The sequence below is a fragment of the Campylobacter sp. BCW_6460 genome (assembly GCF_001762705.1).
GTDB classification, from domain to species: domain Bacteria; phylum Campylobacterota; class Campylobacteria; order Campylobacterales; family Campylobacteraceae; genus Campylobacter_D; species Campylobacter_D jejuni.
Map to the genome: position 1 here is coordinate 20426 of NZ_MJXI01000002.1, position 23047 is coordinate 43472.

General features: G+C 29.1%; 27 protein-coding genes and 2 pseudogenes. 11 read left to right on the top strand and 18 right to left on the bottom strand.

All coding sequences use genetic code 11. From position 1 onward, the window contains the following. Positions 1-3 precede the first annotated feature (3 nt). The 4 genes from yidC to rpmH are packed head-to-tail and all read right to left on the bottom strand — an operon-like array spanning position 4 to position 2382. Positions 4-1590 (bottom strand): membrane protein insertase YidC, encoded by a 1587-nt coding sequence (gene yidC / locus AJ881_RS00680; RefSeq protein ID WP_070282511.1) that lies wholly within the window; start codon positions 1588-1590, stop codon positions 4-6. Then, on the bottom strand, positions 1587-1928 hold the full coding sequence (gene yidD / locus AJ881_RS00685; protein ID WP_002861708.1) for a membrane protein insertion efficiency factor YidD: 342 nt from the start codon (positions 1926-1928) through the stop codon (positions 1587-1589). Before yidD ends, yidC begins: the two co-directional genes overlap by 4 nt. Continuing rightward, on the bottom strand, positions 1925-2251 hold the full coding sequence (rnpA, locus tag AJ881_RS00690) for a ribonuclease P protein component (RefSeq protein ID WP_002938114.1): 327 nt from the start codon (positions 2249-2251) through the stop codon (positions 1925-1927). The genes yidD and rnpA overlap by 4 nt, the downstream gene beginning before the upstream one ends. Beyond that, positions 2248-2382, bottom strand: a complete 135-nt coding sequence (gene rpmH, locus AJ881_RS00695) for a 50S ribosomal protein L34 (RefSeq protein WP_002776864.1) — start codon at positions 2380-2382, stop codon at positions 2248-2250. The genes rnpA and rpmH overlap by 4 nt, the downstream gene beginning before the upstream one ends. 130 nt (positions 2383-2512) lie before the next feature. Here rpmH and AJ881_RS00700 point away from each other — a divergent pair, with 130 nt between their 5' ends. From AJ881_RS00700 to AJ881_RS00710, 3 genes are read left to right on the top strand one after another with little or no spacing between them, the layout of a single operon-like run. Then, positions 2513-2992: a GNAT family N-acetyltransferase gene (locus AJ881_RS00700; RefSeq protein WP_002853404.1), complete on the top strand. Its 480-nt coding sequence runs from the start codon at positions 2513-2515 to the stop codon at positions 2990-2992. Then, complete coding sequence (locus AJ881_RS09375) at positions 2989-3597, top strand: uracil-DNA glycosylase family protein (RefSeq protein ID WP_070282510.1); 609 nt, start codon at positions 2989-2991, stop codon at positions 3595-3597. The genes AJ881_RS00700 and AJ881_RS09375 overlap by 4 nt, the downstream gene beginning before the upstream one ends. Further along, positions 3594-4784 carry a hypothetical protein gene (locus tag AJ881_RS00710; protein ID WP_002871462.1) on the top strand — a complete coding sequence of 397 codons (1191 nt, stop codon included), beginning with the start codon at positions 3594-3596 and terminating at the stop codon, positions 4782-4784. The genes AJ881_RS09375 and AJ881_RS00710 overlap by 4 nt, the downstream gene beginning before the upstream one ends. On the opposite strand, the gene AJ881_RS00715 is transcribed toward AJ881_RS00710, so the two are convergent. Next, positions 4776-5150, bottom strand: a complete 375-nt coding sequence (locus tag AJ881_RS00715) for a YbgC/FadM family acyl-CoA thioesterase (RefSeq protein ID WP_002871461.1) — start codon at positions 5148-5150, stop codon at positions 4776-4778. The two genes, AJ881_RS00710 and AJ881_RS00715, sit on opposite strands and share 9 nt — an antisense overlap. Before the next feature lie 345 nt (positions 5151-5495). Between AJ881_RS00715 and AJ881_RS09525 the strand changes: the two are divergent. The 4 genes and pseudogenes from AJ881_RS09525 to AJ881_RS00735 form a co-directional block, all read left to right on the top strand. Further along, positions 5496-6024: pseudogene (locus AJ881_RS09525) on the top strand (hypothetical protein); the annotation flags it as partial. Between the two features lie 39 nt (positions 6025-6063). Further along, positions 6064-6533: pseudogene (locus AJ881_RS00725) on the top strand (ShlB/FhaC/HecB family hemolysin secretion/activation protein); the annotation flags it as partial. Positions 6534-6606: 73 nt separating this feature from the next. Next, a complete protein-coding gene (cmoB, locus tag AJ881_RS00730) occupies positions 6607-7497 on the top strand; it encodes a tRNA 5-methoxyuridine(34)/uridine 5-oxyacetic acid(34) synthase CmoB (RefSeq protein ID WP_072223887.1) in 891 nt (296 codons plus the stop codon). 71 nt (positions 7498-7568) lie between these two features. Further along, the gene (locus AJ881_RS00735; RefSeq protein WP_002873190.1) at positions 7569-8147 is read left to right on the top strand and encodes a hypothetical protein; all 579 of its coding nucleotides are present in this window, start codon (positions 7569-7571) and stop codon (positions 8145-8147) included. On the opposite strand, the gene AJ881_RS00740 is transcribed toward AJ881_RS00735, so the two are convergent. Both AJ881_RS00740 and AJ881_RS00745 read right to left on the bottom strand, forming a co-directional pair. Next, a complete protein-coding gene (locus tag AJ881_RS00740) occupies positions 8148-8321 on the bottom strand; it encodes a hypothetical protein (protein ID WP_044779503.1) in 174 nt (57 codons plus the stop codon). Between the two features lie 8 nt (positions 8322-8329). Then, a complete protein-coding gene (locus AJ881_RS00745; RefSeq protein ID WP_002861717.1) occupies positions 8330-8857 on the bottom strand; it encodes a thermonuclease family protein in 528 nt (175 codons plus the stop codon). A 67-nt stretch (positions 8858-8924) separates the two neighbouring features. Here AJ881_RS00745 and AJ881_RS00750 point away from each other — a divergent pair, with 67 nt between their 5' ends. Then, complete coding sequence (locus tag AJ881_RS00750) at positions 8925-10193, top strand: M20/M25/M40 family metallo-hydrolase (protein WP_070282506.1); 1269 nt, start codon at positions 8925-8927, stop codon at positions 10191-10193. On the opposite strand, the gene AJ881_RS00755 is transcribed toward AJ881_RS00750, so the two are convergent. Then, complete coding sequence (locus AJ881_RS00755; RefSeq protein ID WP_070282505.1) at positions 10176-11423, bottom strand: MFS transporter; 1248 nt, start codon at positions 11421-11423, stop codon at positions 10176-10178. The genes AJ881_RS00750 and AJ881_RS00755 overlap by 18 nt on opposite strands. A gap of 40 nt (positions 11424-11463) precedes the next feature. Then, on the bottom strand, positions 11464-12303 hold the full coding sequence (locus tag AJ881_RS00760) for a cysteine ABC transporter substrate-binding protein (RefSeq protein ID WP_002861720.1): 840 nt from the start codon (positions 12301-12303) through the stop codon (positions 11464-11466). A 218-nt stretch (positions 12304-12521) separates the two neighbouring features. Here AJ881_RS00760 and jlpA point away from each other — a divergent pair, with 218 nt between their 5' ends. Continuing rightward, positions 12522-13640, top strand: a complete 1119-nt coding sequence (gene jlpA / locus AJ881_RS00765) for a lipoprotein adhesin JlpA (RefSeq protein WP_044780265.1) — start codon at positions 12522-12524, stop codon at positions 13638-13640. Positions 13641-13731: 91 nt separating this feature from the next. Beyond that, positions 13732-14472: a YaaA family protein gene (locus tag AJ881_RS00770; protein WP_070282503.1), complete on the top strand. Its 741-nt coding sequence runs from the start codon at positions 13732-13734 to the stop codon at positions 14470-14472. A 3-nt stretch (positions 14473-14475) separates the two neighbouring features. Here AJ881_RS00770 and AJ881_RS00775 read toward each other — a convergent pair whose 3' ends face one another. From AJ881_RS00775 to AJ881_RS09155, 3 genes are read right to left on the bottom strand one after another with little or no spacing between them, the layout of a single operon-like run. Next, positions 14476-15627 (bottom strand): M20 aminoacylase family protein, encoded by a 1152-nt coding sequence (locus AJ881_RS00775; protein ID WP_070282500.1) that lies wholly within the window; start codon positions 15625-15627, stop codon positions 14476-14478. A gap of 1 nt (position 15628) precedes the next feature. After that, positions 15629-16426, bottom strand: coding sequence for an MFS transporter (locus AJ881_RS09150; RefSeq protein ID WP_083267007.1), 798 nt, complete (start codon positions 16424-16426; stop codon positions 15629-15631). Between the two features lie 7 nt (positions 16427-16433). After that, complete coding sequence (locus AJ881_RS09155; RefSeq protein ID WP_083267005.1) at positions 16434-16850, bottom strand: MFS transporter; 417 nt, start codon at positions 16848-16850, stop codon at positions 16434-16436. A 231-nt stretch (positions 16851-17081) separates the two neighbouring features. On the opposite strand from AJ881_RS09155, the gene AJ881_RS00800 reads away from it, so the two are divergent. After that, positions 17082-17288, top strand: a complete 207-nt coding sequence (locus AJ881_RS00800; RefSeq protein ID WP_002853356.1) for a membrane protein — start codon at positions 17082-17084, stop codon at positions 17286-17288. Positions 17289-17290: 2 nt separating this feature from the next. Here AJ881_RS00800 and AJ881_RS00805 read toward each other — a convergent pair whose 3' ends face one another. Genes AJ881_RS00805 through hemB form a run of 6 tightly spaced genes read right to left on the bottom strand, consistent with a single transcriptional unit; the run spans position 17291 to position 23046 of the window. Continuing rightward, the gene (locus AJ881_RS00805; RefSeq protein ID WP_083259442.1) at positions 17291-18052 is read right to left on the bottom strand and encodes a DUF5416 family protein; all 762 of its coding nucleotides are present in this window, start codon (positions 18050-18052) and stop codon (positions 17291-17293) included. After that, complete coding sequence (locus tag AJ881_RS00810) at positions 18049-19314, bottom strand: (Fe-S)-binding protein (protein WP_053872888.1); 1266 nt, start codon at positions 19312-19314, stop codon at positions 18049-18051. The genes AJ881_RS00805 and AJ881_RS00810 overlap by 4 nt, the downstream gene beginning before the upstream one ends. A 1-nt stretch (position 19315) precedes the next feature. Further along, a complete protein-coding gene (gene hemN, locus AJ881_RS00815) occupies positions 19316-20671 on the bottom strand; it encodes an oxygen-independent coproporphyrinogen III oxidase (protein ID WP_002861729.1) in 1356 nt (451 codons plus the stop codon). Beyond that, entirely contained in the window at positions 20658-21149 is a 492-nt protein-coding gene (locus AJ881_RS00820) for a DUF2603 domain-containing protein (protein WP_044779214.1), read from the bottom strand. Before AJ881_RS00820 ends, hemN begins: the two co-directional genes overlap by 14 nt. Beyond that, positions 21146-22066 (bottom strand): ornithine carbamoyltransferase, encoded by a 921-nt coding sequence (gene argF / locus AJ881_RS00825; protein WP_070282494.1) that lies wholly within the window; start codon positions 22064-22066, stop codon positions 21146-21148. The genes AJ881_RS00820 and argF overlap by 4 nt, the downstream gene beginning before the upstream one ends. After that, positions 22063-23046, bottom strand: a complete 984-nt coding sequence (gene hemB / locus AJ881_RS00830; protein WP_070282492.1) for a porphobilinogen synthase — start codon at positions 23044-23046, stop codon at positions 22063-22065. Before hemB ends, argF begins: the two co-directional genes overlap by 4 nt. Position 23047 lies beyond the last annotated feature (1 nt).

The window sequence follows — 23047 nt, forward strand, 5'->3', positions numbered from 1 at the left end:
TTTTCATGCTCCACTTGTTTTTTTGTGATGTTCTTTAGCAAATATTTTATTGATAACCCATTGTTGAACCAAAGAACAAAGATTATTTGCAAACCAATAAAGCGTAAGTCCTGCTGGGAAAGTGATAAAGAAAAAAGTAAAAATCACTGGTAAAAATTTCATAATCTTAGCTTGCATAGGATCTTGTATAGTCATAGGTGTGATAAGTTGTTGTAAAAACATCGTTGCACCCATTAAAATAGGCAAAATAAAATAAGGATCCATTACCGATAAATCATGTATCCAAAACGCCCAAGGAGCTGCTTTTAGCTCAATAGCATTAAGCAAAACGCGATAAATAGCAAAGAAAATAGGAATTTGTAAAAGTATAGGCAAACAACCACTCATAGGATTTGCACCATGTTTTTTATAAAGCTCCATCATGTGCATATTCATTTTTTGTGGATCGCCTTTATAACGCTCTCTAATATCTTTCATTTTAGGAGCAAGATCTTTAAGTTTATTCATAGAAATCATAGATTTATAAGTTAGTGGGAATAAAATAATACGCACAATTAAAGTCATCACAACGATAGCCCAACCCCAATTTCCTATATACTGATGTAAGAAATTCAAAAACTCAAACATAGGCTTAGCAATAAAAGTAAACCAACCATATTCAACAACTGCTTCAAGGCGTGGATCTATACTTCTTAAAATCACATGTTCTTTAGAACCTATATAACCCCCTGCTTTAAATTCATTATCACTATAAGCAAAAACTATAGGGTTTTTATTAGCATCCTTGCTGATTGCCACATTTAAAGGTTTATCAAAATTATAAAAGAAAGTTGCATAGTATCTATCAAAAGCCGAAGTCATTACGACATTATTAGCACTTTCATCCTTTTCTAGATCTCCATCTTTATAAGTTTCGATGGTTTCTTTATTATCCATTACCAAAGCACCATGAACTGTATAACTATCTACGGCAATATTTGGACGATATCCTGGACTTATAAAATAATTTGCATTTTTGCTGAGTTTAACTTCTATCTCATAATTTCCTTTTGGATAAAAAGTAATATCTTTTTCGATTTTCAATCCGGAAAGATTTTGAGTGAGTTTTAAAACTTGACTTCCATTTTCATCAACAAAAAGATTGCTAGAGTTAGCAATATAAGGAAATTTAAAAGCCTCTGAGTTAATACTTGGATCACTAAAACGCATTTCTAAAGGATAAGGACTATTTTCCTTGCTAACAAGATTTATAAATTCCCCTTTCTCATTTTGGTATTTTTTATCTTTTAAATAAAAAGCAGAAATTCTACCAAAAGAGTCAATTTGTGCTTCAAAATGTTTGCTTTGAACCTTAGATATCACACTATCTTGCGAAACTAAAGCCGCACTTGGAGTATTTGTGGTGGTATTTTGTATATTAGGAGTGTTATTTATGCTTGTGTTTTGTTGATTTTGTTGTGTAATGTTTTGTTCTATTTTTAAAGGTTGCTTTGGAATGAAAAAATAATCATAAACAACAAAAAATAAAAAAGAAATCACAACAGCCAAAAGTATACGCTTTTGCTGAAAAATATTATTTGAATTATTCACTGATTTGTCCTTTTAAAGATGATTTTTATAAGATAAAAACTTTTATTTTTATAAGGTATGTATAAAAAACAAAGTTGTTTTTTTGCTAAAAATATAGGCTTAAAACATAAATTCATAGGATAAAAATTTTTAGAAACTCTAGGATAATCAAATCCCCCTTTAAAAAAAGGGTTACATCTTAAAATTCTAAAAAAAGTAGAAAAAAAAGCTAGAAAAAAATTCTTTTTTTGAAACTGCCAAAGTGCATACTCAGAACAATTAGGATAATACCTACAAGCAGCGGGTTTTAAAGGGCTTAAGAATTTCTGATAAAAACGGAGTATTTTTAGGCATATCATTTGAAACATTCTAGTTTTTTCAATCCCCATTTTAGATTTTTTTCTAACCTAGAAAAAGAAAGTTCAGTGATTTCATTTTTAGCTACAAAAATATATTTGCCATCTTGAAGATATCTTTCAAACTTAGCAAACAAAGCCCTTAAAATTCGTTTTGAACGATTTCTAACCACTGCTTTTCCAACTTTTTTACTAGCAACAACTGCTATTTTTTTTTCATAACTATTCAGATAAAAAATGATCGCACCTTCGCAATGCCATTTTTTACCTACTTTATATACAGATGAAAATTCCTCGTTTGTGCTAAATTTATCAAAATTTTTCACACAGCAAGTCTTTTTCTACCTTTAGCGCGTCTTGCATTGATCACCTTGCGACCATTTTTAGTTTTCATACGAACACGGAAACCATGAGTGCGTTTTCTTGGAGTGCCATGCGGCTGATAAGTTCTTTTCATTTGATTTTTCCTTAAAAAATTATAAAATAAACTTGTATTTTATCTTAATCTTACTTATAAATTGCTTTTGATTAAGAGTAATTTTTAAATTCTTTTGATAAATTTTGAAATTACTTTTAAAAGGTTAAAAATGTCAGAATTTAAAATTATTGATTTAAGACAAGAAGATTTAGATATTTTACAAGAAATGATCATAGAATTTGCAAAATACGAAGATATGTTAGATTTTCTTCAATGCACGAAAGAAAAACTAGAACATTCTTTACTAAAAAATAAATTTGCTCGTGCTTTTTTGTTAAAAGAAAATGAAAAAACTATAGGCTATATGATTTATTTTTATACTTTTTCATCTTTTTGGGGTAGCGGTGGAATTTATCTTGAAGATATTTATATACGAGAAGATTTTCGTAAAAAAGGTTATGGAAAAGCTGTTTTTAAATTTTTAGGAGAAATTTGCAAAAAAGAAAATTTAAAAAGACTCGACTGGGTTTGCTTAAATGATAATATTTTAGGTATTAATTTTTATGAAAGTTTAAACGCTAAACATCTTAAACAATGGAGAAATTATCGTCTAAGTGGAGAAAATTTAGAAAAATTGTGTGATTTATGATAAGAAGTCTTTATTATTTAAAAGCTATGGGATTTAACTTTGTTGATACACATACAAACCACTTTGAACAAGTACAAAATTTTCAAGAATTAAAACAACTTGTTTCATCTTGCGCCTTATGCCAATTTTCCAAAACAAGAAAATTTAGTCTTATGGAGCCTAAGATAAAAAATGCCAAATTGCTAATTCTTGATGTTTTTGGGCAAAAGAGTGAAAATGAAAGCGGAATTTTACTTAATTCAAAAAAAGGTAAAAAATTAAAACACTATATTTATCAAATTTTAGGGCTTTGCGATGAAGATTTTTATTTTTCTTATTTATTTAAATGTTTTTGTAATGGAAAATTTGATGATTTTTCGCTACAATCTTGCTTACCATTTTTCTGGAACGAACTAAAACTGATTCAACCTGCTTTTTTGCTTTGTCTAGGAGAATACGCATTTAAAAGCTTGGGATTTAAAGATTATCACATTTTAAAAGGTGAAGTTTTTGCTTATAAAAATTTTTTCATAATGCCAAGTTATGATTTAGATTTTATAGAAAAAAATCCAAGTTATGAAAAAAATTTCATACAAGATTTAAAAAAAATTAAAGGATTTTTATGAAAAAAATATTTTTAATATTTTTCTTATCTTGCTTTTTGCTTAATGCAAAAGAGCAAAAATTAGTCGATGTAAAACCTGTTGAAAATTTTTATCCTAAATTAAGCGTTCAAGAATGCAACACAAATTGTCTTTTTGATCTTTTAGAATCAAGATTGTATCTCAGTTTTTTAAGTGAATTTGCAGACCAAAACGATCAATTTTTATCTAATGTTTATGCAAAATTATTAAATTCCATTACTGATTTTGAAAAAAATGTTCAAAAAATTACTTCTGTTAAACTTGCGATAATTATCCCAGAAAAAACCATAAAAAGCTACTCAAATACTATAATAAATTCAAGCATAGCCTATCTTTTAAGACAAAGAGCTGAAATCAAAGTAAAAGTTTTTTTAACTGGCACAGAAGATAGTGATAAAATTCGAGCCGCGCTTGATGCAGCACAAGCTCAAGGATATCAGTATGCCATAGCTGGATTTACTCTAAAAGGTGCCAATGAGTTGAAAAATTACTCAGGAAATATGAAAATTTTTATACCGACCATCCATAAAAACAACATACAATTTTCAAATCAAAATATTATTTTTGGAAGTATTGACTATGATGCTCAAATTGCCACACTTTTAAGCAAATCAAATGCTAATATCGCAATATTTAGCGATGGCTCTGCCTTATCAAGCAATCTAAATTCAAGAATTCTTGCTCAAAATAATAATGCTAGAATATATACCATAGAAGGCGAGAAGCTTGATTTTAGCAGACTTTTAAGATCACAAGGCGGAGTTAATAATGCCTCAATATTTTTTAACACTCCATTGATCAAAACAGCTCTAGCAAGTTCTCAACTAAGAATTTATAACATTCATCCTTATGTGCTTTTATCCACTCAAATCAACTATAATCCAACATTTTTAAGTTTAACACAACAAGGAGATAGAGAAAATTTCATCATTGCTAATTCTATCAATAACCACGATGATAACTTAGTCTATCTTAATGAAATTTTTAATCAAAGTATAGATTATAACTGGATTGCTTATGCCACTAGTATAGGAGTTGATTACTTTTATACCGAATTCTTAAATAAAAAAAGTGAAAGTTTATTTGATGAGAAAATCAAAAATTCTCAAGTTGATTACAAAGTGCGTCTTATGCAAGGCAAACAAGCAAGCTTTGAAGAATTAAAATAATTCTTCAAAGAGCTTTTTTAACTGCATATCCATTCTAGCTGGTTTTTCGTTTTTAATAAAAGCTAAAGTTAATTCCATTTTAAAAAGCAAAATTTCATCTTTATAAATTTCTTGTGAAATTTCCACAGAAGCATTTTTGACTTCTAAAATTTTTGTTTTAATCTCTATTATATCTCCAAGTTTTGCAGGTTTTAAGAAATTGCAATTTGCTTTTGCAAGCAAAAAATGTCCCTTAGACGCATCAAAAATATCTACTTTTTTATTGAAAAAAATTTCACTTCTTGCTCTCTCACAAAATTTTAAATAATTACTATGATACACCACTCCACCCGCATCAGTATCTTCATAATACACACGCATTTTCATCGCTTTACCTTAAAAAATATTTTACATTTAAAAAACATTAGATTATACAACGGAAATTCTTTGATATCGCTTTTTAGCTTATATTAAAAAATTCCGTCCAATATTAATTTAATAAAGTTTTTTAATAATATTAAATATATATTATAAAAAATAAAATTAAAAAATAACTTTTTTATTATTAATATTATTTAAATATTTTATTTATAATTAATATACTTAAGAATATTATAATTACGCTTCCTTTTAATAATATTTACAGATATTGTTAAATAGTTAAAATACAATAATCAATATTTAAGGATATCTATGCCAGCCATTAAGCTTTTTAACTTCACGGAGAGGGGTATAGAGAAATTTTGTTTTAAACTTTCTATTGTTACCTTCTTAAGCATCAATGCTTTTAGTCACTCAAGCAAATACTACAGACAATCGAAATTTCAATATTCCAGAGTATTATTTTAATGATAACAAACTTTATGATAAAACCAATTCTACTTATAAAACCCCAAGGTATAAATTATTATTCTAAGAGTTCTAAACATGATATTAACAATATTACTTTAATTTATAACAATACTAAAGTAAATATTATAAATATAAACGATTTAAATTTTAAACATTATTTACTTACTTCTGATATGAAAGAAGATAAAGTTCTTTCTTTTAATAGTGTCAATACAGCTAATCATAGTAATAAAAACAGTTAGAGCACTTCCTTTTTTAATCATAGCAAAAACGATTATGCTAATGCAAGTTATAATAAACTTATATTAGAACAAGGAGAACTTAGTTCAGTTTTTTATCTTAAACCTAAAGATACTCATATAAAAATCTTAGCAGTTCTAAAAGCAATCAACGCATGAATTTCTTAATGAGGTATAGAAACAAGCAAAGTAGATGGAGTAGAATTTGAAAATTTGCTAAACTTAATGTCAATCTTAACAATGCTTATTTCTTTAATGATACCTTTACCCATCTTTTTAGCTTAAATTATCAACAAGTTATTAATGAATCTATTTATACTAGATAATAGTAAAACTATATCTTTAGTAGGTCCTTATGGAGTAAGGGTTTATAATAATGAAGATAGAGATAATGCTGTAGTGGCTAGCTTTGGACTTAGAATGGCTACTCCTTTGAAAGATTTTTATATCACTCCTTTTTATGATATAGGTTATTCTTGGTGTGAGAATGTTTCTAAACTATATAGAGCAAGTGAAACAAACTATATGAATGCCTATGATTTGCAACTGCTTTATAATAAAACAGGAAATTTTTATGTTAAGCTTGATTTAGCTAAAGCTTTATAAAAATGATGATTATAGTTCTAAAGCTTATGTGAGTTTTGGGAAGTATTTTGAGTTTTTAAAAATTTATTTTTGATCAAATATTTAATACATATGAGATTTATATTGCCATAAAAGCTTTTAATGTTATAATTTAGCATTAAAAGCAAATATCAAGGATAAAAATGCAAGAAAATTTACTCGAAAAACAATTTCTAAATCACCCTTTATACGCTAAAATTCAAGAACTTAAAGCTCTCAATCTTGCTTGTAATTTTTCTTTAGATGATAGTGTAAATTTATCTACAAATTCTCAAGCCAAAGATGAAATCCTAGCTATAACAAAAGAACTTAAACCATGGAGAAAAGGTCCTTTTAAAATAGACGATCTTTTCATCAATACAGAATGGCAAAGTTTTATTAAATTTAATATTTTAAAGCCTTTTATGAACGAAATTTCTCAAAAATGCGTTGCTGATATAGGCTGTAATAATGGTTATTATATGTTTAAAATGCTTGAATTTAATCCTGCAAAACTCATAGGTTTTGATCCTTCTATCAAATACCGTTTGCAATTTGAACTCATTAACGCTTTAGCTAAAACTCCTATAGAATACGAACTTTTAGGCGTAGAAGATCTTCCAAGCTATGGCTTGAAATTTGATGTGATTTTCTGTCTTGGGGTGATTTATCATAGAAGTGATCCTATAAAAATGCTAAAAGATTTAAAAGCAGGACTTAATAAAAATGGAGTTGTTTTTTTAGATACCATGTATATAGAAGATGAGAGAGAAATCGCTCTTGTGCCTAATAAAACTTATTCTAAAATTCCAAATATTTATTTTATACCAAGCATTAGTGCATTAAAAAACTGGTGTGAAAGAGCAGGATTTAAAGAATTTGAAGTTTTGGCTACAAAAAAAACCGATGAAAACGAACAAAGAAAAACAGAATGGATAGACTCTTTTTCGCTGGAAAATTTCTTAGATCCAAAGGATAAAAATCTTACCATTGAAGGCTATGAAGCACCCAAAAGAGTTTATGTGCGTATTGGGATATAAATTCTTTTTGCTTTTTGTCGATCTAGGCTTTAGATATTTTGAAGTAGATAAGTAGAATTTAAAGGTTAGATATGGCAAAAAAAGATAATTTTGAAGAATATGCACAACTTGAAGAATACGCATCTGCAGAAGATATATCTCGTGTTAGAGCAGAATTACTCACTTGTCCTGAATTAAACACTTCGCTTGCTGGAACCATTATAGAAATTGATAAAAACTATGCCAAATCAATTTTAATAACCACAAGCGAAATGGTAGCAGATGATCAAGGATTGATTTTTGATGCCTTTATTTTCGCTGCGGCAAACTATGTAGCACAAGCCTCTATCAATAAAGAATTTTCAGTGATTATTGGATCAAAATGTTTTTTTTATGCTCCGCTTAAATTAGGCGATGTTTTAGAACTTGAAGCTCATGCACTTTTTGACGAAACCTCCAAAAAAAGAGATGTAAAAGTGGTCGGGCATGTTAAAGAAATTAAAATGTTTGAAGGAACGATACAAGTTGTTAGCACTGATGAGCATATATTTAAACTCAAGCGTCCGCCACTTAATACTGTTAAACCTACAGAAAATCAAGAACAAGGTGCCAAAATCAACAATCCAGAAGCCGTAGCAGCTGCATTAATGGCCTCTGTGGGTGGAAAATAATCAAGGAGTCATTTTAATATCCACCCAATTCTTTGGGCAATCCTTATGATAAGTTCCACTTCCATCATAATATTCTTTGCAATCATCATAAAAACGATTTGAAATTCCTCTTTCATTTACAAAACATCCAGAAATTCCTAAAACTAATAGTATCATTAAAGTATATTTTTTCATGTTTTTCCTTAGAATTTATTGTGTTTTCTCCATTTATAAGGCTCTATAGGATTACCCTCTTTCCAAAGACCTAAATGATTTTTCTTAGCATTTTCTTGTTCTTTAATATAAGCGTTACTATAGTAAGTATCAGCCCAAGCATAGCCTTTGCTTACTAAAAATCGATTAATATCAACATTATTAAGCTTTACAATAGCAACAATTCTACCATAAGTATCTTTATTTTTATAAATAATTTCAACTTGTTTACCGCTTAAAATTCTACTTAAAGCTTCTTTTGATTGCTTTCCAAAACTTTGTTTAAGTTCTGGTGCATCTATACCAAAAAATCTTATTCTAGCGAGTTTGTTTTCATGATTAACTTCTATAGTATCTCCATCAATAATTCTAACTACTTTTCCTTCAAAACTAGAATTTTGGGCAATATAATTCTGGATAAAAACAACTACAAGAGTAAAAATTAATACAGAAAAAAGTTTTTTTGGATCACTTAGTAATTTTCTTAAATTAAATAATTTTTTATAATTTATTCTCATTTTTTAATCATTTTGCCTTTAAATTTTAAAAAATATGCCATAATTTTATCAAAACAAAGGAGATAAAATGCAAAATGTTATAGAAATTTTTAAACAATTATGTAAAATTCCTCATTGCAGTTATGAAACAGAACAAATGAAAGAATTTTTAAGCTCTTATGCTAAAGATAAAGGCTTTAAAGTGAGTGTAGATAAAGCAGGAAATATCCGTGCCATAAAAGGCAAACCAAAAATTTGCTTACAAAGCCATTATGATATGGTCTGTATGGGCGATGCACCAAACTTAGAAGTTTATGAAGAAAATGGCTTTTTAAGAGCCAAAAATTCAAGTCTTGGCGCGGATAATGGTATAGGTATAGCCATCATGATGAGTGCTATGGCTGAATTTGAAAATTTAGAGTGTCTTTTTACAAACGATGAAGAAGTAGGACTCATGGGAGTGAATTCACTCGAGCACACTTTAGAATCTAAAATGCTTTTAAATTTAGATCATGAAAGCGATGATGAGATCATGATAGGCTGTGCAGGTGGAGTAGATATAGAAGCTAGCTTGCCTTTTAATACCCTTAGAAAAAAGGGTAAAATTTATGAGCTTTGCGCGCAAAATTTTAAAGGTGGACACTCAGGCATAAATATCGTACGCAACGAAAAAAGCTCCATCAAAGAAATGGCTAAATTCATACAAGAAAATAAAGGAGAAATCATTTCTTTTGAAGGTGGAGAAAGAATCAATTCTATACCTAAACACGCCAAAGCTTTAGTGCATTTTAAAAATGAAGTAAAGAGCAATAACTGGATAAAATGCGATTTTAAAGAAGAAGGTGAATTTGAAATTTGCGATCAAAGTAACAAACTTTTAAGCCTTATAAATTCTTTTACTCATGGAGTTAGAGCTTATGATGAAAATCTAGGTATAGTTCAAACAAGCATTAACCTAGCTACTTTAAGAATGCAAGATAAACAAATCAAATTCGCACTTTTTGCAAGATCTAATATACTTGATGGACTTAAGCAAGTAGAATTTGAAACTTTAGAATTTTTCAAGGCTTTTGATTTTAAAGTAAGAAGTTTTAATTTCTATCCACCTTGGGAAGGCAAACCAAACGCACTTAGCGACATGGTTTTTAAAGCGCTTAAAAAAGTATCGCCTAATGCCAAAGTTTCAGCTATCCATGCAGGGCTTGAGTGTGGCATTATAGAGAAAAAACAAGAGCTTTTATGCGCTTCTATAGGTCCAAATATCCATAATCCTCATTCAACTGATGAGCATTGCGAAATCGCTTCAGTTGAAAAAATATCTAAGGTTGTTTTTGAAGTTTTAAAAGACAATGCTTAATTCTTTAATCTTGCTTCTTGCAAAAACGCGTTTTAACAAAAACACGCAAAATAAGGAGCAAGATCCGACTATAGCAAAATAAATACCTAAATACTCTTTATAAAAAGCATTAACTACAAAAGGGGTTAAAAAACCTAAAATCGCATAAGAAATATTATAAGCAAAACTAAGCCCACTAAATTTAAGTTCGCTTTTAAAAATTTGTGTCATAAAAACAGGTGCGAAAGTGATAATACCTTGTGTAAAACAAGCCAGTAAAAAATAAAATAAAAATTTCTCATCATAAAAACTAAAAAGCATACCAAAGATAATAAAAGCTATACTAAAAATAGAACAAATCCTATAGCTTCCCCATTTGCTTGCTAAAAAACCTTGAAATAAAGCTCCAAAAATCACCGCTAAAATAGCAAAATTTTGTACCCATAAAGCAGAAGTTTTACTCATAGCTAAAAGACTTTCAAAATACTTAGGCAAAATCATCAAAGTTGCCACACCGCTTGTTAAAACCATGGTCATTAAAAAACAAACAAGCATGCTCATTTTATGAGTTTTTAAAGCTTCAAACAATGGAAAACTTAAAATTTTCTTTTCATTTTGAACTTTTACAAATTCTGGAGTTTCGCTGAGTTTATTTCTTAAAAACAAAGCTAAAATTCCAAAAAATCCTCCTATGATAAAAGGAATTCTCCAAGCATAGCTTTGAACTTCTTCTGGGGTAAAATAAGATCTTATGCCTAAAGTGGCAATATTTCCTAGCAATAAACCTATGGTTAAAGTCGCTGAAATAAAACCAAGAGCTAAAGGAATTTGACGCCCTTTGACAAATTCGCTCACATAAATCCAAGCTCCGCTCACCTCAGTTCCAACGGCTAGACCTTGCAAAATACGAATAGTAAATAAAATCAAAGTAGCAAATATACCTATACTTTCATAACTTGGCAAAAAAGCTAAAGCAAAACTAGGCAAAACCATCAAAAGTATAGAAATATAAAAAATATTCTTTCTTCCATATCTATCAGCAAAATGTGCCATCACAATAGAACCAAAAGGACGCGCTAAATAAGCAGCACCAAAGGCTATATAAGCATTTATCTGCATCCAAAAAGCATCATTTTGCGGAAAGAATACCTTAGCAAAAATATCCAAAAAAAAGGCAAAAAGCACAAAATCATAAAATTCCAAAATTCCACCCAAAGAAGCATAAATAATATTTTTGTATTTTTTTTGCATATTTTATCCTAAATCAATATAAAGGGCAAAAAGCCCTTTGTTAAATTTTTCCACCTTCAATCACTACATCATCAGCCTTAACATCATCTCCAAAATGAGCTTTTAAAGTTTCATCATAAGCCTTGTGAAAAAACTGCTCTTGGCCTAGTTTAATGATCAAATTATCGATAAATTCTTTAAGTTCTTTATCGCCTTTTTTAACTGCTGGTGCGATAACATCTTTATTGCCTAACTCTTTGATAGCCATTTTAAAATCAGGATGATCTTTCACCCAAGCAAAAAGCAAGGTATTATCATGACTTAAAGCATCGCCTCTTTTATCCATCAAAGCGGCAAAAGTTTCGGTATTTTGATCGTATTTTAAAGTTTTAATATCAGGATAATTTTGCGTAAAATACGCATCTGCTGTTGTGCCTTTGTTTAAAAGCAAGGTTTTATCTTTTAAATCTTCTACGCTAGTTATATTACTATCCTTTGGTACAGCTACGCCTAAAGCTACCTTCATATAAGGCAAGCAAAAATCAACCTGCTCGGCTCTTTGCGGAGTTTGAGTAAAATTAGCCAAAATAATATCTACTTTATTTGATTTTAAAAACTCAACCCTATTTGCAGCTTCAACAAGAACAAATTGCACCTTATTTTCATCGCCAAAAAGTTCTTTTGCTATGCGTTTAGCTAAAGCTATATCATAGCCTTGATTGTTTCCTTTTTCATCCACATAACCAAAAGGTGGTTTATCGCCAAATACCCCAATCCTAATAACTCCATTTTGCTTGATCTTATCAAGAGAATTTAAAGTTTTAGAGTCAGAATTACCTCCACAAGCAGCCAATACTACTACAACAAAGGCCGTTAAAACACTTAGAAGTATTTTTTTCATACATTTCCTTTCTTTAAAATAAGCTTAAATCTATTGCAAAATATATAATAATTGCAAAGTTAATTATACTTAAAATTATAAATAATGCATTTGAAACAAACTAAAAAGATTTTCCTATGTGTAAAAATGTAATTAATCTCACACTCTCTTTTAGCATTGTTTAAATTTTAAGTAAAAAAAGATATAATCTTTTTTTTAAAATTTTTAAGGAGAAAACTATGAAAAAAGGTATTTTTCTCTCTATTGGAATAGCTGTTTTGTTTTCAGCTTGCGGAAATTCCATAGATGAAAAAACAGTTAAAAAATATGAAAATCAACTAAATCAAACAGTTAAACAAGAAATTGTAAACCTTTCTCAGGATTCTGGAATAAAGATTGAATTTTCTGATTTTAAATGCAATGCAGATGGTGATTTTATAGCGTGTTTAAGTTCAAATTTCAAAACTCTTGCAAAAGATAACAACGATGAGTATCAAGAACTATTTCAAGCAAAAAATATCAAAATTCGCTCAAATGAAATTTACAAAGGCGAAGCAAATACATCAATTAACATTAAAGAATATTACAACGATCTTTTTAAAAACCAAAAAAGCATACAATCAAATTTGGTTTTTGAAGATTTTAAACTTGGAGAAAAAGTTGTTAGTGACATCAATGCAAGCTTATTTCAACAAGATCCAAAAATCAGCTCTTTTATCAATAAATTAAGCTCGGATTCTTATACTTTATCATTTGATAACTCCATAAACAAACAAGAAAACAATTATCTAGATAATCTTAATATAAAATTTTATAACGCAAAATTAAATTTCAATACAAATCTAAATATAAATCTAAAAGAAGATTTGCTTAATTACCTTGATTCTAAGGGTATAAAATTTAACACTCAAACTTTAGCTATGGATGAACAAGCTATCAATGAACTTCTTAATATAGCAAACTACGAACAAGCTTCAGATTTTAGCAATACAATCCAAAAATACATCATCTTAAATAATTTTAAAATTGATTCAACTCTTAAAACCGAAGGCGTATTTAGTAGCTATATAGCAACTGCTAAGGAAAATTTACAAACCTTAAAAGCTCAAAGTCAAAATGAAGAACAAGCATTAATCTTTGATAAAGCTTTAGCTATTTTAAACAATATCACTCAAAATGATGATTATAAACTCAACCTTGATTTAAAATTTAAAAACATCCCTGTTAGTGACTATAGCACACAGGGAATCGACAGCATAGAAAAACTAAGCATCAACAATCAAGACGCCACAGAAGCGTTAAAAATTATACTTCCATTTATCATGTTTTCTATGTTAATGGGCGGAGCGTCGTTTTAAATTTTAAAATGATAAAAACTTCAAAAACATTAAAAGCAAGATTAAATTCTTTGCTCTTAATGTTTTCATAATATTAACAAAAAAGGCTAAAATGAAAATTTTATTCTCCCCTAGTGAAAGCAAAAATGCAAATTGCGTAAAAAATCCCATCAATGAAAACTCATTTATATTTAAAGAATTATTTCCTTATAGAATGGAAGCTTTAAAGCATTATGAAAAATTTATCAAAAACGCAAGTTTACAGAATTTGCAAGAACTTTTTGGCATTAAAAATGAAAATGAAATTGATAAATTTAAACACAATTTAAAACAAGCTCCCACTCAAGAAGCTATATTGCTTTATACTGGGGTAAGTTATGAATATCTTAATTTTAAAGCTTTAGATAAAAAAAGTCAAGCTTATATTTTAGAAAATACTCTTATATTTTCTAATCTTTTTGGCGTTGTAAGAGCTAATGATACCCTACCCTTTTATAAATTCAAGCAAGGGGCTAAAATAGGAAATTTTGCCATAGAGAAATTTTATAAAGAACATTTTAGTAAAGTCTTAGATGAATACTTGGAAAATGAAGAAATACTTGACCTTAGAGCAGGATTTTATGATAAATTCTATACCCCAAAAAAGAAATTTTATACCTATAAATTTGTAAAAAATGGTAAAGTCATCAGTCATTTTGCTAAAGCTTATAGGGGAATTTTACTCTCCATAAGTGCAAAAAACCAAGTAAAAAACAATAAAGAGCTTTTAGCAAACCTTCCTTCAAACCTAAAACTCAAAGAAATTCAAATCAAAGGTTTAAAGGAAGAAATTGTGCTTGAAATTCTAGATTAGTTTTTATTTTAAGTATTTTAAAGCTAGCTTCGCATAATAACTTGCAGCCCTAGCTAAAAGCTTATCATTAAAAACATAACTAGAATTATGTAAATAAATGTCGTTTTCATTTTCTAAAAAAACATAGGCACATTTTTTCATTTCGCAAAAAAATCCAAAATCCTCACTTGCCATTAAAGGACGATGATTAAATTCACAATTTTTTTCGCCAAATAATTCTTTTGCAACCTCACTAGCAAAATCCACAGCTTCATCGTTATTCATAGTCACTGGTGCAACAACATTTTTATTGATTTTAATCTCTATATCATTAGCCTGTGCAAGACCTTTACAAATTTTATAAATTTTTTCTTCAGTTAGCTTTCTAGTTTCATTATCTAATGCTCTAACACTCATTTTAATCGTTGCAATATCTGGAATGATATTAAAAGCATGCCCTGCATTAAAAGCTCCTATGCTTATAACTGCTGAATTTTGAGGATCAACATTGCGAGATACTATACTTTGCAAAGCCACCACAAGTAAAGAAGCAGCATAAATAGGATCTTTTGCCTTTTCTGGAGCACTTCCATGACCACCTCTTCCAATAACTTCAATGCTATAACTATCCGAAGAAGCCATCATCGCACCTTTTTTAAGATAAAATTTCTTATCGCTACCAAAAGGCATATTGTGCCATCCAAAAACATAATCACTATCAAATTTTTCAAACAATCCATCTTCTATCATCGCCTTAGCACCACCCAAACCCTCTTCAGCAGGTTGAAAATAAAGATTTAGAGTGCCATTAAAATTCTGACTTGCTAAATATTTTGCAGCAAGTAATAAAGAAGTAGTATGTCCATCATGACCGCAAGCATGCATTACATTTTCTTTTTTGCTTTTATAAGGCAAATTTGTGCATTCTTGCAAAGGCAAAGCATCCATGTCTGCACGAAGCCCTATTTTTTTATCGTTATTTCCCTTTTTTAAAACCCCCACAACACCTGTTTTTCCTATTTCTTCATAAACCTCATAACCAAATTCTTTTAATTTTTGCGCCACTAATTTTGCAGTACATAATTCATCAAAACCAAGCTCAGGATTTTCATGAATTTGATGACGAATTTTTTCAAATTCGCCTTGTAAGTCTAGTATTTCTGGAATTAAATTCATTCTATTTTTCTCCTTGTATAAAATTTTCTCTTCTAGGTAAAACAAATTGTGCTAAGATCGCTGAAATAAAAATCAAAGCAAAAATATAAACAAAACCCAAAGTAAAACTATGGGTTTTATCAACACTCCAAGATACTACCCATAGGTTAAATGATAGTATAACAAAGGTAATACTCCAAAAAGCACTCATAATATAAGCAGTTTGATTTGGATTAGAATTTTTTAATTCTGAAGGTAGATTAAAGAAAAATGGAAACCACATAGAATAAAAAATGCCTGATAACACAGCAAAAATCTGTATCAATACTAAATTTTGTAAAAACAACATACTAAATCCGCATATAAAAATACACGCTCCTCCAGACAATAACATTATTTTAAAAGAAATATTTTTTCTTTTAAAAAATAATCCAAGATAAGGACCAAAAATAATAGCAAAATTAGCCAAGGCTGGAATTTCTTTTTTAGCAAAATCAGCTAATTCTTTACTAAAACCCGCATATTGCGCATAAAAAGTTGGTAAAAAAGTAAAAAGAGAATTTAAAAATAAAATAGGCCCTATGTAAAAAATAATCATACCCCAAGTAACACGAGATTTTAGAGCATAAATAAGATCTTTTGCATTATTCTTTTTTTCTTCTTTTTTATTCTCATCTTTACCTACAAAAAGCCACAAAATCAATAAAATCAAATTAATCCAAGCATAAAATGATAAAGAATCTCTCCAATTTCCAAAATAATTTGAGATACTTTCAGCTAAAACAAGTCCTAGGGTAATGCCTACTAAATTTGAAGTCATATTAAAACTAATTACAAAATGTAAAGCTTTTTTTTTCAAACCATTGTTGTGCAATAGGCACTAAGCAAACTAAAGCACAAGCTGAACCGAGCCCTGTTAAAAATCTTATAATCAAAATACCACTATAACTATCTACAAAACTTAAAAAGATACCCGAACTCATTAAAATACAGCCTAAAAAATATCCCTTTTTTAATCCGAATTTATAAACCAAAAAAGCAGTAAATGAAGCACCAAAAATTTTCGCAACTACTATCATACTAGTGATTAAAGTAGCTTGCTGAGTATTTAGAGCAAGATCATTTGAAATCAAGGGCATTAAAGACCCTGTTGCTGCCCAAGAGATACTAAAAACAGCATAAACACTAAAAATAATAAATTCAACCCCAATGCATCTAAAATGAAATAAAAGTGATTTTTCCATATTAAAATCCTTTTTGGATATTTATTAAAATATAACATAAAAAAATGAGATATTTATTATCTTTGATTATTTTTTAATTTAATTATTTTTTTATATATTTTTTTGTTACTTTTTGAAAATTTATATATAAGTTTAAAGATAAAAAAACTAAAATACAAAATAAAAACCCATAAAAGTTTTTTGAAGTATTTAAATGATATATTTCAAAATCTAGTTTTAAAAAGGAAAAATATGGAATTTTTAGCATTTATTTTTTTGATTATTATATTTTTATTTGTAGTCTTTATCATCGTTACTCGCTATGAAAAAAAGATAAAATTACTCAACCAAAACATACAAAATATGAAAGAAGATATAGCCGATCTTAAAGAAACAACTCAAAAAAATCGCTCTTTAATTGAAAAAAATCGCTCTAATATAGAAAATATAATAAAATAAAACTAAGAAAGATTTGCAATAAGTTTATAGTGCTTTTTCTGATTTATCATTAAAGTAAAAATTTTTTCACTTGAATTTTCGCTTTTATTTTTATAAATCATGCTTTTTAAAAACGGAAAAAGCATCGTACTAGAAGTTTTACCTTGTAAAATAATATGCATAGAACCTTTTAAAATTCCATACTTATAGCTCATACCGCTTGGAAATATATCAAGATTAAAACTTAAACTATCTTCATTACTATCATAATTTAAAATTTCAATTTTAACAAAACTAATTTCTTGATCTTCTTGAGATAAATTTTTAAAAATTTCAAGTTTTTCATGTTTTTTGATAGCAACAACTTCTTGCTTGCTTTCTTTAAAATCAGAAAGAAAATTTTCATTTTTAAAAATTCTTGAAAAAAATTTTAAATTTTTAAATTGCATACTTATTTGTTTTGTGTTTTCATGTATTATTTTTTCGGATTTTAAGATGTCATGTTCTATATTATCTTCTTGGTTTTGATTATCTTTGTTTGATTTCATGTCAAAATCTTCAACGATAATCATATCTTCACTATTACAAATATTAAAATGTTTTACAATTTCTTCAAAAGTAAAACTGTCATCACTAAATTCCAAAAGCTCTATATTTGAAGTGATAAAATCAACACCATCTCGTTCTTCAATCTTATCTTTAATCACAAAAGCATCAACACAAAAGCACGATCTTTGAAATTCATATTCAGAACTTTTGCCTTTAAATACTATCTTCATCATCACAAAGCTTTTGCTATAAGCTCTAAAGGACTAGCAAAAACAACCTTACTTGAATTTTGTTCTAATGCATTTGAAATTTGCATTCTACAAGCTGAACACTCGGCACTTACCACACTAGCCTTACTTTCATCGATCATTTGTGCTTTTTTAAGCCCTACACTTAAGGCTTTATCATAATAATCCGTTTGCATACTCACCCCGCCAAAACCGCAACAAGTATTAGAATTACTCATTTCCACAAAATGATAATTTGTTTTTAAAAGTTCTCTTGGCTCTTTAAAAACCCCTTGCATTTTTCTTGCATGGCAAGGATCGTGATAAGTAATGCTATAATTAAATTTATTTTTTGTTTTTAAAATTTCTTCCAAAGAAGTAAATTTATAAAAATACTCGCTAGCCATATATATCTTAGATGACACACATTTTGCGCGTTTTGCCCAGTCTAAATCATTTTGCATTATAAAAAAATGTTCATAATCTATCTTTAACATAGCCGAACAAGTGGCCTCAGGAACTATAATAGCATCTAATTTTTCTAATTTTTTTTCAAAATACTCAATATTTTTTTTAGCCAAAACTTCAACACTTTTAAAATCACCCGTAAAAAATTGCGGCGCTCCACAACACACTTGTTCTTTCATCAAATCCACATTGATTTTTAATTCCCTAGTGATTTTAAGCACTGCATTAGCCGTATCTATGTAAAAATAATTCGCCAAACAACCTACAAAAAAACCTATTGTTTTTTCTCCATCATTATTGATAAATTTTGGATTAGAATTTAAGAAACTTTTTTTATTAAAACTTGTAAGTAATCTTCCCTTTTTAACAAAAGGCATGGAAAATCTTGCCTTCATACCTGTATTTTCATTCTCATTTTGAATTTTAAACGCACAACTTTGAAACACATAGCCAAGCTTAGCTACCAAATCTAAAATTGTGCGTCTTCTTAAAAAGAAAAAAATAAGTTTTTTATACCAAGCTATACCAAATTTTTTAGCTATGTCATAACGAACTTCTTCTATGGCATTATCTACTCTTAATTTACTTGGACACACTTCAACACAATTGGTACATAAAAAACAAGATTCAAAAACTTTCTTAGCTTCTTTATCAAGTTCTAGAATTCCCTCTTTATAAGCAGATAAAAGATCTAAAAATCCTCTTGGACTGGTAATTTCATCGCGATTTTCTTCATGTATAGTACAAACAGGTATACATTTGCCACATTTAACACAAGCATCACTTATTTGACTAAATTTCATCTTACACCGTTTTTGAGAATACTTTTTTATCTTCACTAATGTTTTTCATATAAGCATCAAAACACATAGCAATATTTCTTATAAGCAAAACACCTGTTTCATTGACTTTGATAAAATTTTCATCAAAATTAATAAAATCTTTGTATTCTTCTAAAGCTTTTAAATCCTCTTTAAAATACTCCTGAAAATCAATGCAAAATTCTTTTTCTATTGACTTGATATCAAGCTTAAAATTTGCCATTAACTCCATAATCACTGCTTTTCTAAGCTCATCATCATCGCTTAAAGCTACGCCTCTTTCAAAAGGCAAAACTCCTCTATCTAATGCAGCCTCATAACTTGACATATCTTTAAAATTTTGCGCATAATGTCTTTGTCCTTCGCCTATACTTGTAAGCCCAACACCGACTAAATCAGCACCACCTTTAGTAGTATAACCTTGGAAATTTCTATGTAAAGTTCCATTTTCTAAAGCTTTAAAAAGCTCATCATTTTCTTTTGCAAAATGATCCATACCTATCATTTTATAGCCGTTTTTACTCAAAAAATTCTCACAAAATTCTAAAATTTCAAGTTTAACATCAGGACTTGGCAAGGTATTTTCATCAAATTTTCTCATATTTTTCTTAAGCCAAGGCACATGAGCGTAATTAAAAATCGCCAAACGATCAGGATTTAAAAGCATAACTTTTTCTAAAGTTTGTGTAAAGCTTTGTAAATTTTGATAAGGCAAACCATAAATTAAATCCATATTTACAGACTTTATGCCTTTACTTCTTACAAGATTTAAAGCATTTTGTGTTAATTCAAAAGGCTGGATGCGATGAATTTCTTTTTGAACTTTTTCATCAAAATCCTGCACTCCAAAGCTGATACGATTAAAGCCATTTTGTGTTAAAACTGTGGCTTGTTCGTCATTTAAAAAACGCGGATCGATCTCACAGCTAATCTCTGCATCTTTAGAAAAATTTCTAAAAATAGATCTGATTTTTAAAATCAAATTTTGAAGTTGTTTAGCACTAAAAAAAGTTGGAGTTCCGCCCCCAAAGTGCATTTGCACCACTTCTCTTTTAGTATCTAAAATAGTACTTAAAATATCAAGCTCTTTAAAAATATAAGTTAAATATCTTTCTTTACTCTCTTCTTTGGCTGTATAAATAACATTGCAACCACAAAAATAACAGGCACTCCTACAAAATGGTAAATGAAAATAAAGCGATAAAGATCTATCTTGCTTTTTTAAAATTTCTATATATTCTTCGTATTTGAAATTTGCATTAAACTCTACTGCTGTAGGATAAGAAGTGTAGCGTGGTCCTGCTTTAGAGTATTTTACAAAAGCTTTATAATCTCTCATTTTGGTTTACCCTTTCTATCATCGCTTGCATATCTACAAATAAATTTGGATGCTTTTGTTTGATTTTAGAAATTAATTTTTCAAGATCAATACTAACTTCCATGGTGCCATTTTGCGCCTTTTGCTTGATCTCATCCATAGCAACCGTCCAAACATCGTTAAAATCTACAGGAATTTGTTGATAAATCGCCTTTTCTAAACGCAATTCAAAATTCTCTTTTTGACTTTGTTTTAAACTTTCAAGTATATTCTTAAGACTTTGTAAAGAAAGCAAAGTGTGAATTTCATCGTTTTCATCAATCACAAACCAAGGCTCAGGAGAATCAAAACTTCCATTTTCAAGAACTAAACATTTTTCGTTTTCATTCTCGCTTTGCTTCATTTTAAAAATCGTTCTATCTTTTTTCTTTATTCCTAGATTTTGACTAAATTCATCAATGCGTTTTAAGCAAATGCTATACTTTTCTAGCTCTTTCATTCTCTTCCTCTCTGATTATCCAAAAAGCAAAGCAAGGCTTTTACCACATAAAGGCGATTTCTTGCTTCTTCAAAAATCACATCTGCATGTTTTTCAAAAATTTCTTCACTCACTTCATAACCCCTATAAGCAGGCAAACAATGAAGCAATATCGCGTCTTTATTGGCAACGCTCATAGCCTTCTCATCGATTATAAATCCTTCAAATTCTTTAATCTTGCGTTCTTTTTCATTCTCTTCACCCATAGAAACCCAAGTATCGGTGATGACTACATCTTTATCCTTTAAGGCTTCAAATTTATCATGACTTAAGGAAATTTTGGCTCCTGAAATCAAAGCCTGTTTCATAGCAAATTCCCAAATTTCAGAGCTAATTTTATAGTTTTTTGGTATAGCTATACTAAATTCAAAGCCCAAAATCGCAGCCGCAATAAGCCAAGAATTGCACATATTGTTACTATCTCCGATAAAAGCAACTTTTGCTATACCATTTTGCATCTTATTCCATTCTTTGATAGTAAGCAAATCTCCTAAAACCTGAGTAGGGTGATAAAGATCGCTTAAAGCATTGATCACAGGGGCTTTAGAATATCTTGCAAATTCGAGTAAAGTTTCATGTTTATTGACTCTCATCATCACAAAATCAACCATCGCCCCTATCACCCTAGCTGTATCCTTTACAGGCTCGCCACGACTAAGTTGTAAATCATTGCTATTTAAAAATAAAGCCTTTCCGCCAAGCTCTGTTATGGCTAATTCAAAAGCCATTCTTGTTCTTGTAGAATTTTTCTCAAAAATCATTGCTAAAGTTTTATCTTGTAAAAGTTTTTTAGGCTCTTTTTTAAGCTCGCTAGCATGATTTACAAGGCTTAAAATTTCCTCCTTAGAAAAATCTCTTAAAGTTAAAAAATGTTTCATTTTTCTCCTTTTAACATTTTAGCTAATTCTTTGGCATGATAAGTGATGATAAGCTTTGCTCCTGCTCTTTTAAAAGCTATCATAGTTTCATATAAGATTTTTTCATAATCAATCACTCCCGCATTTTTAGCTGCCTTTAGCATAGCATATTCTCCGCTTACATTATAAACACACAAAGGCAAGTTAGAATAAAGGGATATTTCTTTAATTACATCAAGATAAGCAAGAGCGGGTTTTACCATTAAAATATCAGCTCCTTGTGCTTCATCTTCTAAGCTTTCTTCTAAAGCTTCTTTACCATTAGCAAAATCCATTTGATAGCTTTTTCTATCTCCATAACTTGGAGCTGACTCTGCTACATCTCGAAATGGCCCATAATAACTTGATGCAAATTTAGTAGAATACGCCATTATAGGCAAATTTTCAAAACCTTCCTTATCTAAAGCTTTACGCAAAGTAGTGATAATACCATCCATCATTCCACTAGGTGCTATCATATCTACCCCTGCTCTTGCGTGAACTAAGGCTTGTTTGGCTGAAATTTCTAAAGTGGCATCATTATCCACGCTTTTTGTTTTTGGATCGATAATCCCACAATGCCCGTGATCTGTATACTCACAAAAACAAAGATCGCTAATTACAAAAAGATCTGGAAAATTTTTCTTAATCTCTCTTATGCTTCTTGCAACAAGCCCTTCATCATCTAAAGCATCGCTTCCGCAATTATCTTTTTTCTCATTTTCTAAAACGCCAAAAAGTATAATAGCTTTAATACCTAAGTTGACTACATTTTGACACTCTTTTAAAATTTCATCTAAACTCATTTGAAACACATCGGGCATAGAAGAAATTTCTTTTTTTATCCCTGTTCCATTAACCACAAAAAGCGGATAAATCAAATCATTTACACTTAAAGAATTTTCCCTTACCATAGATCTTAAGTTTTCATTAAACCTTAATCTTCTAAATCTTTTAAACATT

Bases quoted from the DNA above. Each gene is read 5' to 3' on its own strand.
- AJ881_RS00735 (WP_002873190.1), top strand. From the start codon at position 7,569: ATGGCAAAAAAAGATAATTTTGAAGAATATGCACAACTTGAAGAATAC.
- AJ881_RS00745 (WP_002861717.1), bottom strand. From the start codon at position 8,857: ATGAGAATAAATTATAAAAAATTATTTAATTTAAGAAAATTACTAAGT.
- AJ881_RS00775 (WP_070282500.1), bottom strand. From the start codon at position 15,627: ATGAATTTAATTCCAGAAATACTAGACTTACAAGGCGAATTTGAAAAA.
- AJ881_RS00770 (WP_070282503.1), top strand. From the start codon at position 13,732: ATGAAAATTTTATTCTCCCCTAGTGAAAGCAAAAATGCAAATTGCGTA.
- rpmH (WP_002776864.1), bottom strand. From the start codon at position 2,382: ATGAAAAGAACTTATCAGCCGCATGGCACTCCAAGAAAACGCACTCAT.
- AJ881_RS00710 (WP_002871462.1), top strand. From the start codon at position 3,594: ATGAAAAAAATATTTTTAATATTTTTCTTATCTTGCTTTTTGCTTAAT.
- AJ881_RS00760 (WP_002861720.1), bottom strand. From the start codon at position 12,303: ATGAAAAAAATACTTCTAAGTGTTTTAACGGCCTTTGTTGTAGTAGTA.
- AJ881_RS00750 (WP_070282506.1), top strand. From the start codon at position 8,925: ATGCAAAATGTTATAGAAATTTTTAAACAATTATGTAAAATTCCTCAT.
- hemB (WP_070282492.1), bottom strand. From the start codon at position 23,046: ATGTTTAAAAGATTTAGAAGATTAAGGTTTAATGAAAACTTAAGATCT.
- AJ881_RS00740 (WP_044779503.1), bottom strand. From the start codon at position 8,321: ATGAAAAAATATACTTTAATGATACTATTAGTTTTAGGAATTTCTGGA.
- AJ881_RS00700 (WP_002853404.1), top strand. From the start codon at position 2,513: ATGTCAGAATTTAAAATTATTGATTTAAGACAAGAAGATTTAGATATT.
- hemN (WP_002861729.1), bottom strand. From the start codon at position 20,671: ATGAGAGATTATAAAGCTTTTGTAAAATACTCTAAAGCAGGACCACGC.
- AJ881_RS00755 (WP_070282505.1), bottom strand. From the start codon at position 11,423: ATGCAAAAAAAATACAAAAATATTATTTATGCTTCTTTGGGTGGAATT.
- AJ881_RS00715 (WP_002871461.1), bottom strand. From the start codon at position 5,150: ATGAAAATGCGTGTGTATTATGAAGATACTGATGCGGGTGGAGTGGTG.
- AJ881_RS00820 (WP_044779214.1), bottom strand. From the start codon at position 21,149: ATGAAAGAGCTAGAAAAGTATAGCATTTGCTTAAAACGCATTGATGAA.
- argF (WP_070282494.1), bottom strand. From the start codon at position 22,066: ATGAAACATTTTTTAACTTTAAGAGATTTTTCTAAGGAGGAAATTTTA.
- yidD (WP_002861708.1), bottom strand. From the start codon at position 1,928: ATGATATGCCTAAAAATACTCCGTTTTTATCAGAAATTCTTAAGCCCT.
- jlpA (WP_044780265.1), top strand. From the start codon at position 12,522: ATGAAAAAAGGTATTTTTCTCTCTATTGGAATAGCTGTTTTGTTTTCA.
- AJ881_RS09155 (WP_083267005.1), bottom strand. From the start codon at position 16,850: ATGGAAAAATCACTTTTATTTCATTTTAGATGCATTGGGGTTGAATTT.
- AJ881_RS09150 (WP_083267007.1), bottom strand. From the start codon at position 16,426: ATGACTTCAAATTTAGTAGGCATTACCCTAGGACTTGTTTTAGCTGAA.
- AJ881_RS09375 (WP_070282510.1), top strand. From the start codon at position 2,989: ATGATAAGAAGTCTTTATTATTTAAAAGCTATGGGATTTAACTTTGTT.
- AJ881_RS00800 (WP_002853356.1), top strand. From the start codon at position 17,082: ATGGAATTTTTAGCATTTATTTTTTTGATTATTATATTTTTATTTGTA.
- AJ881_RS00810 (WP_053872888.1), bottom strand. From the start codon at position 19,314: ATGAAATTTAGTCAAATAAGTGATGCTTGTGTTAAATGTGGCAAATGT.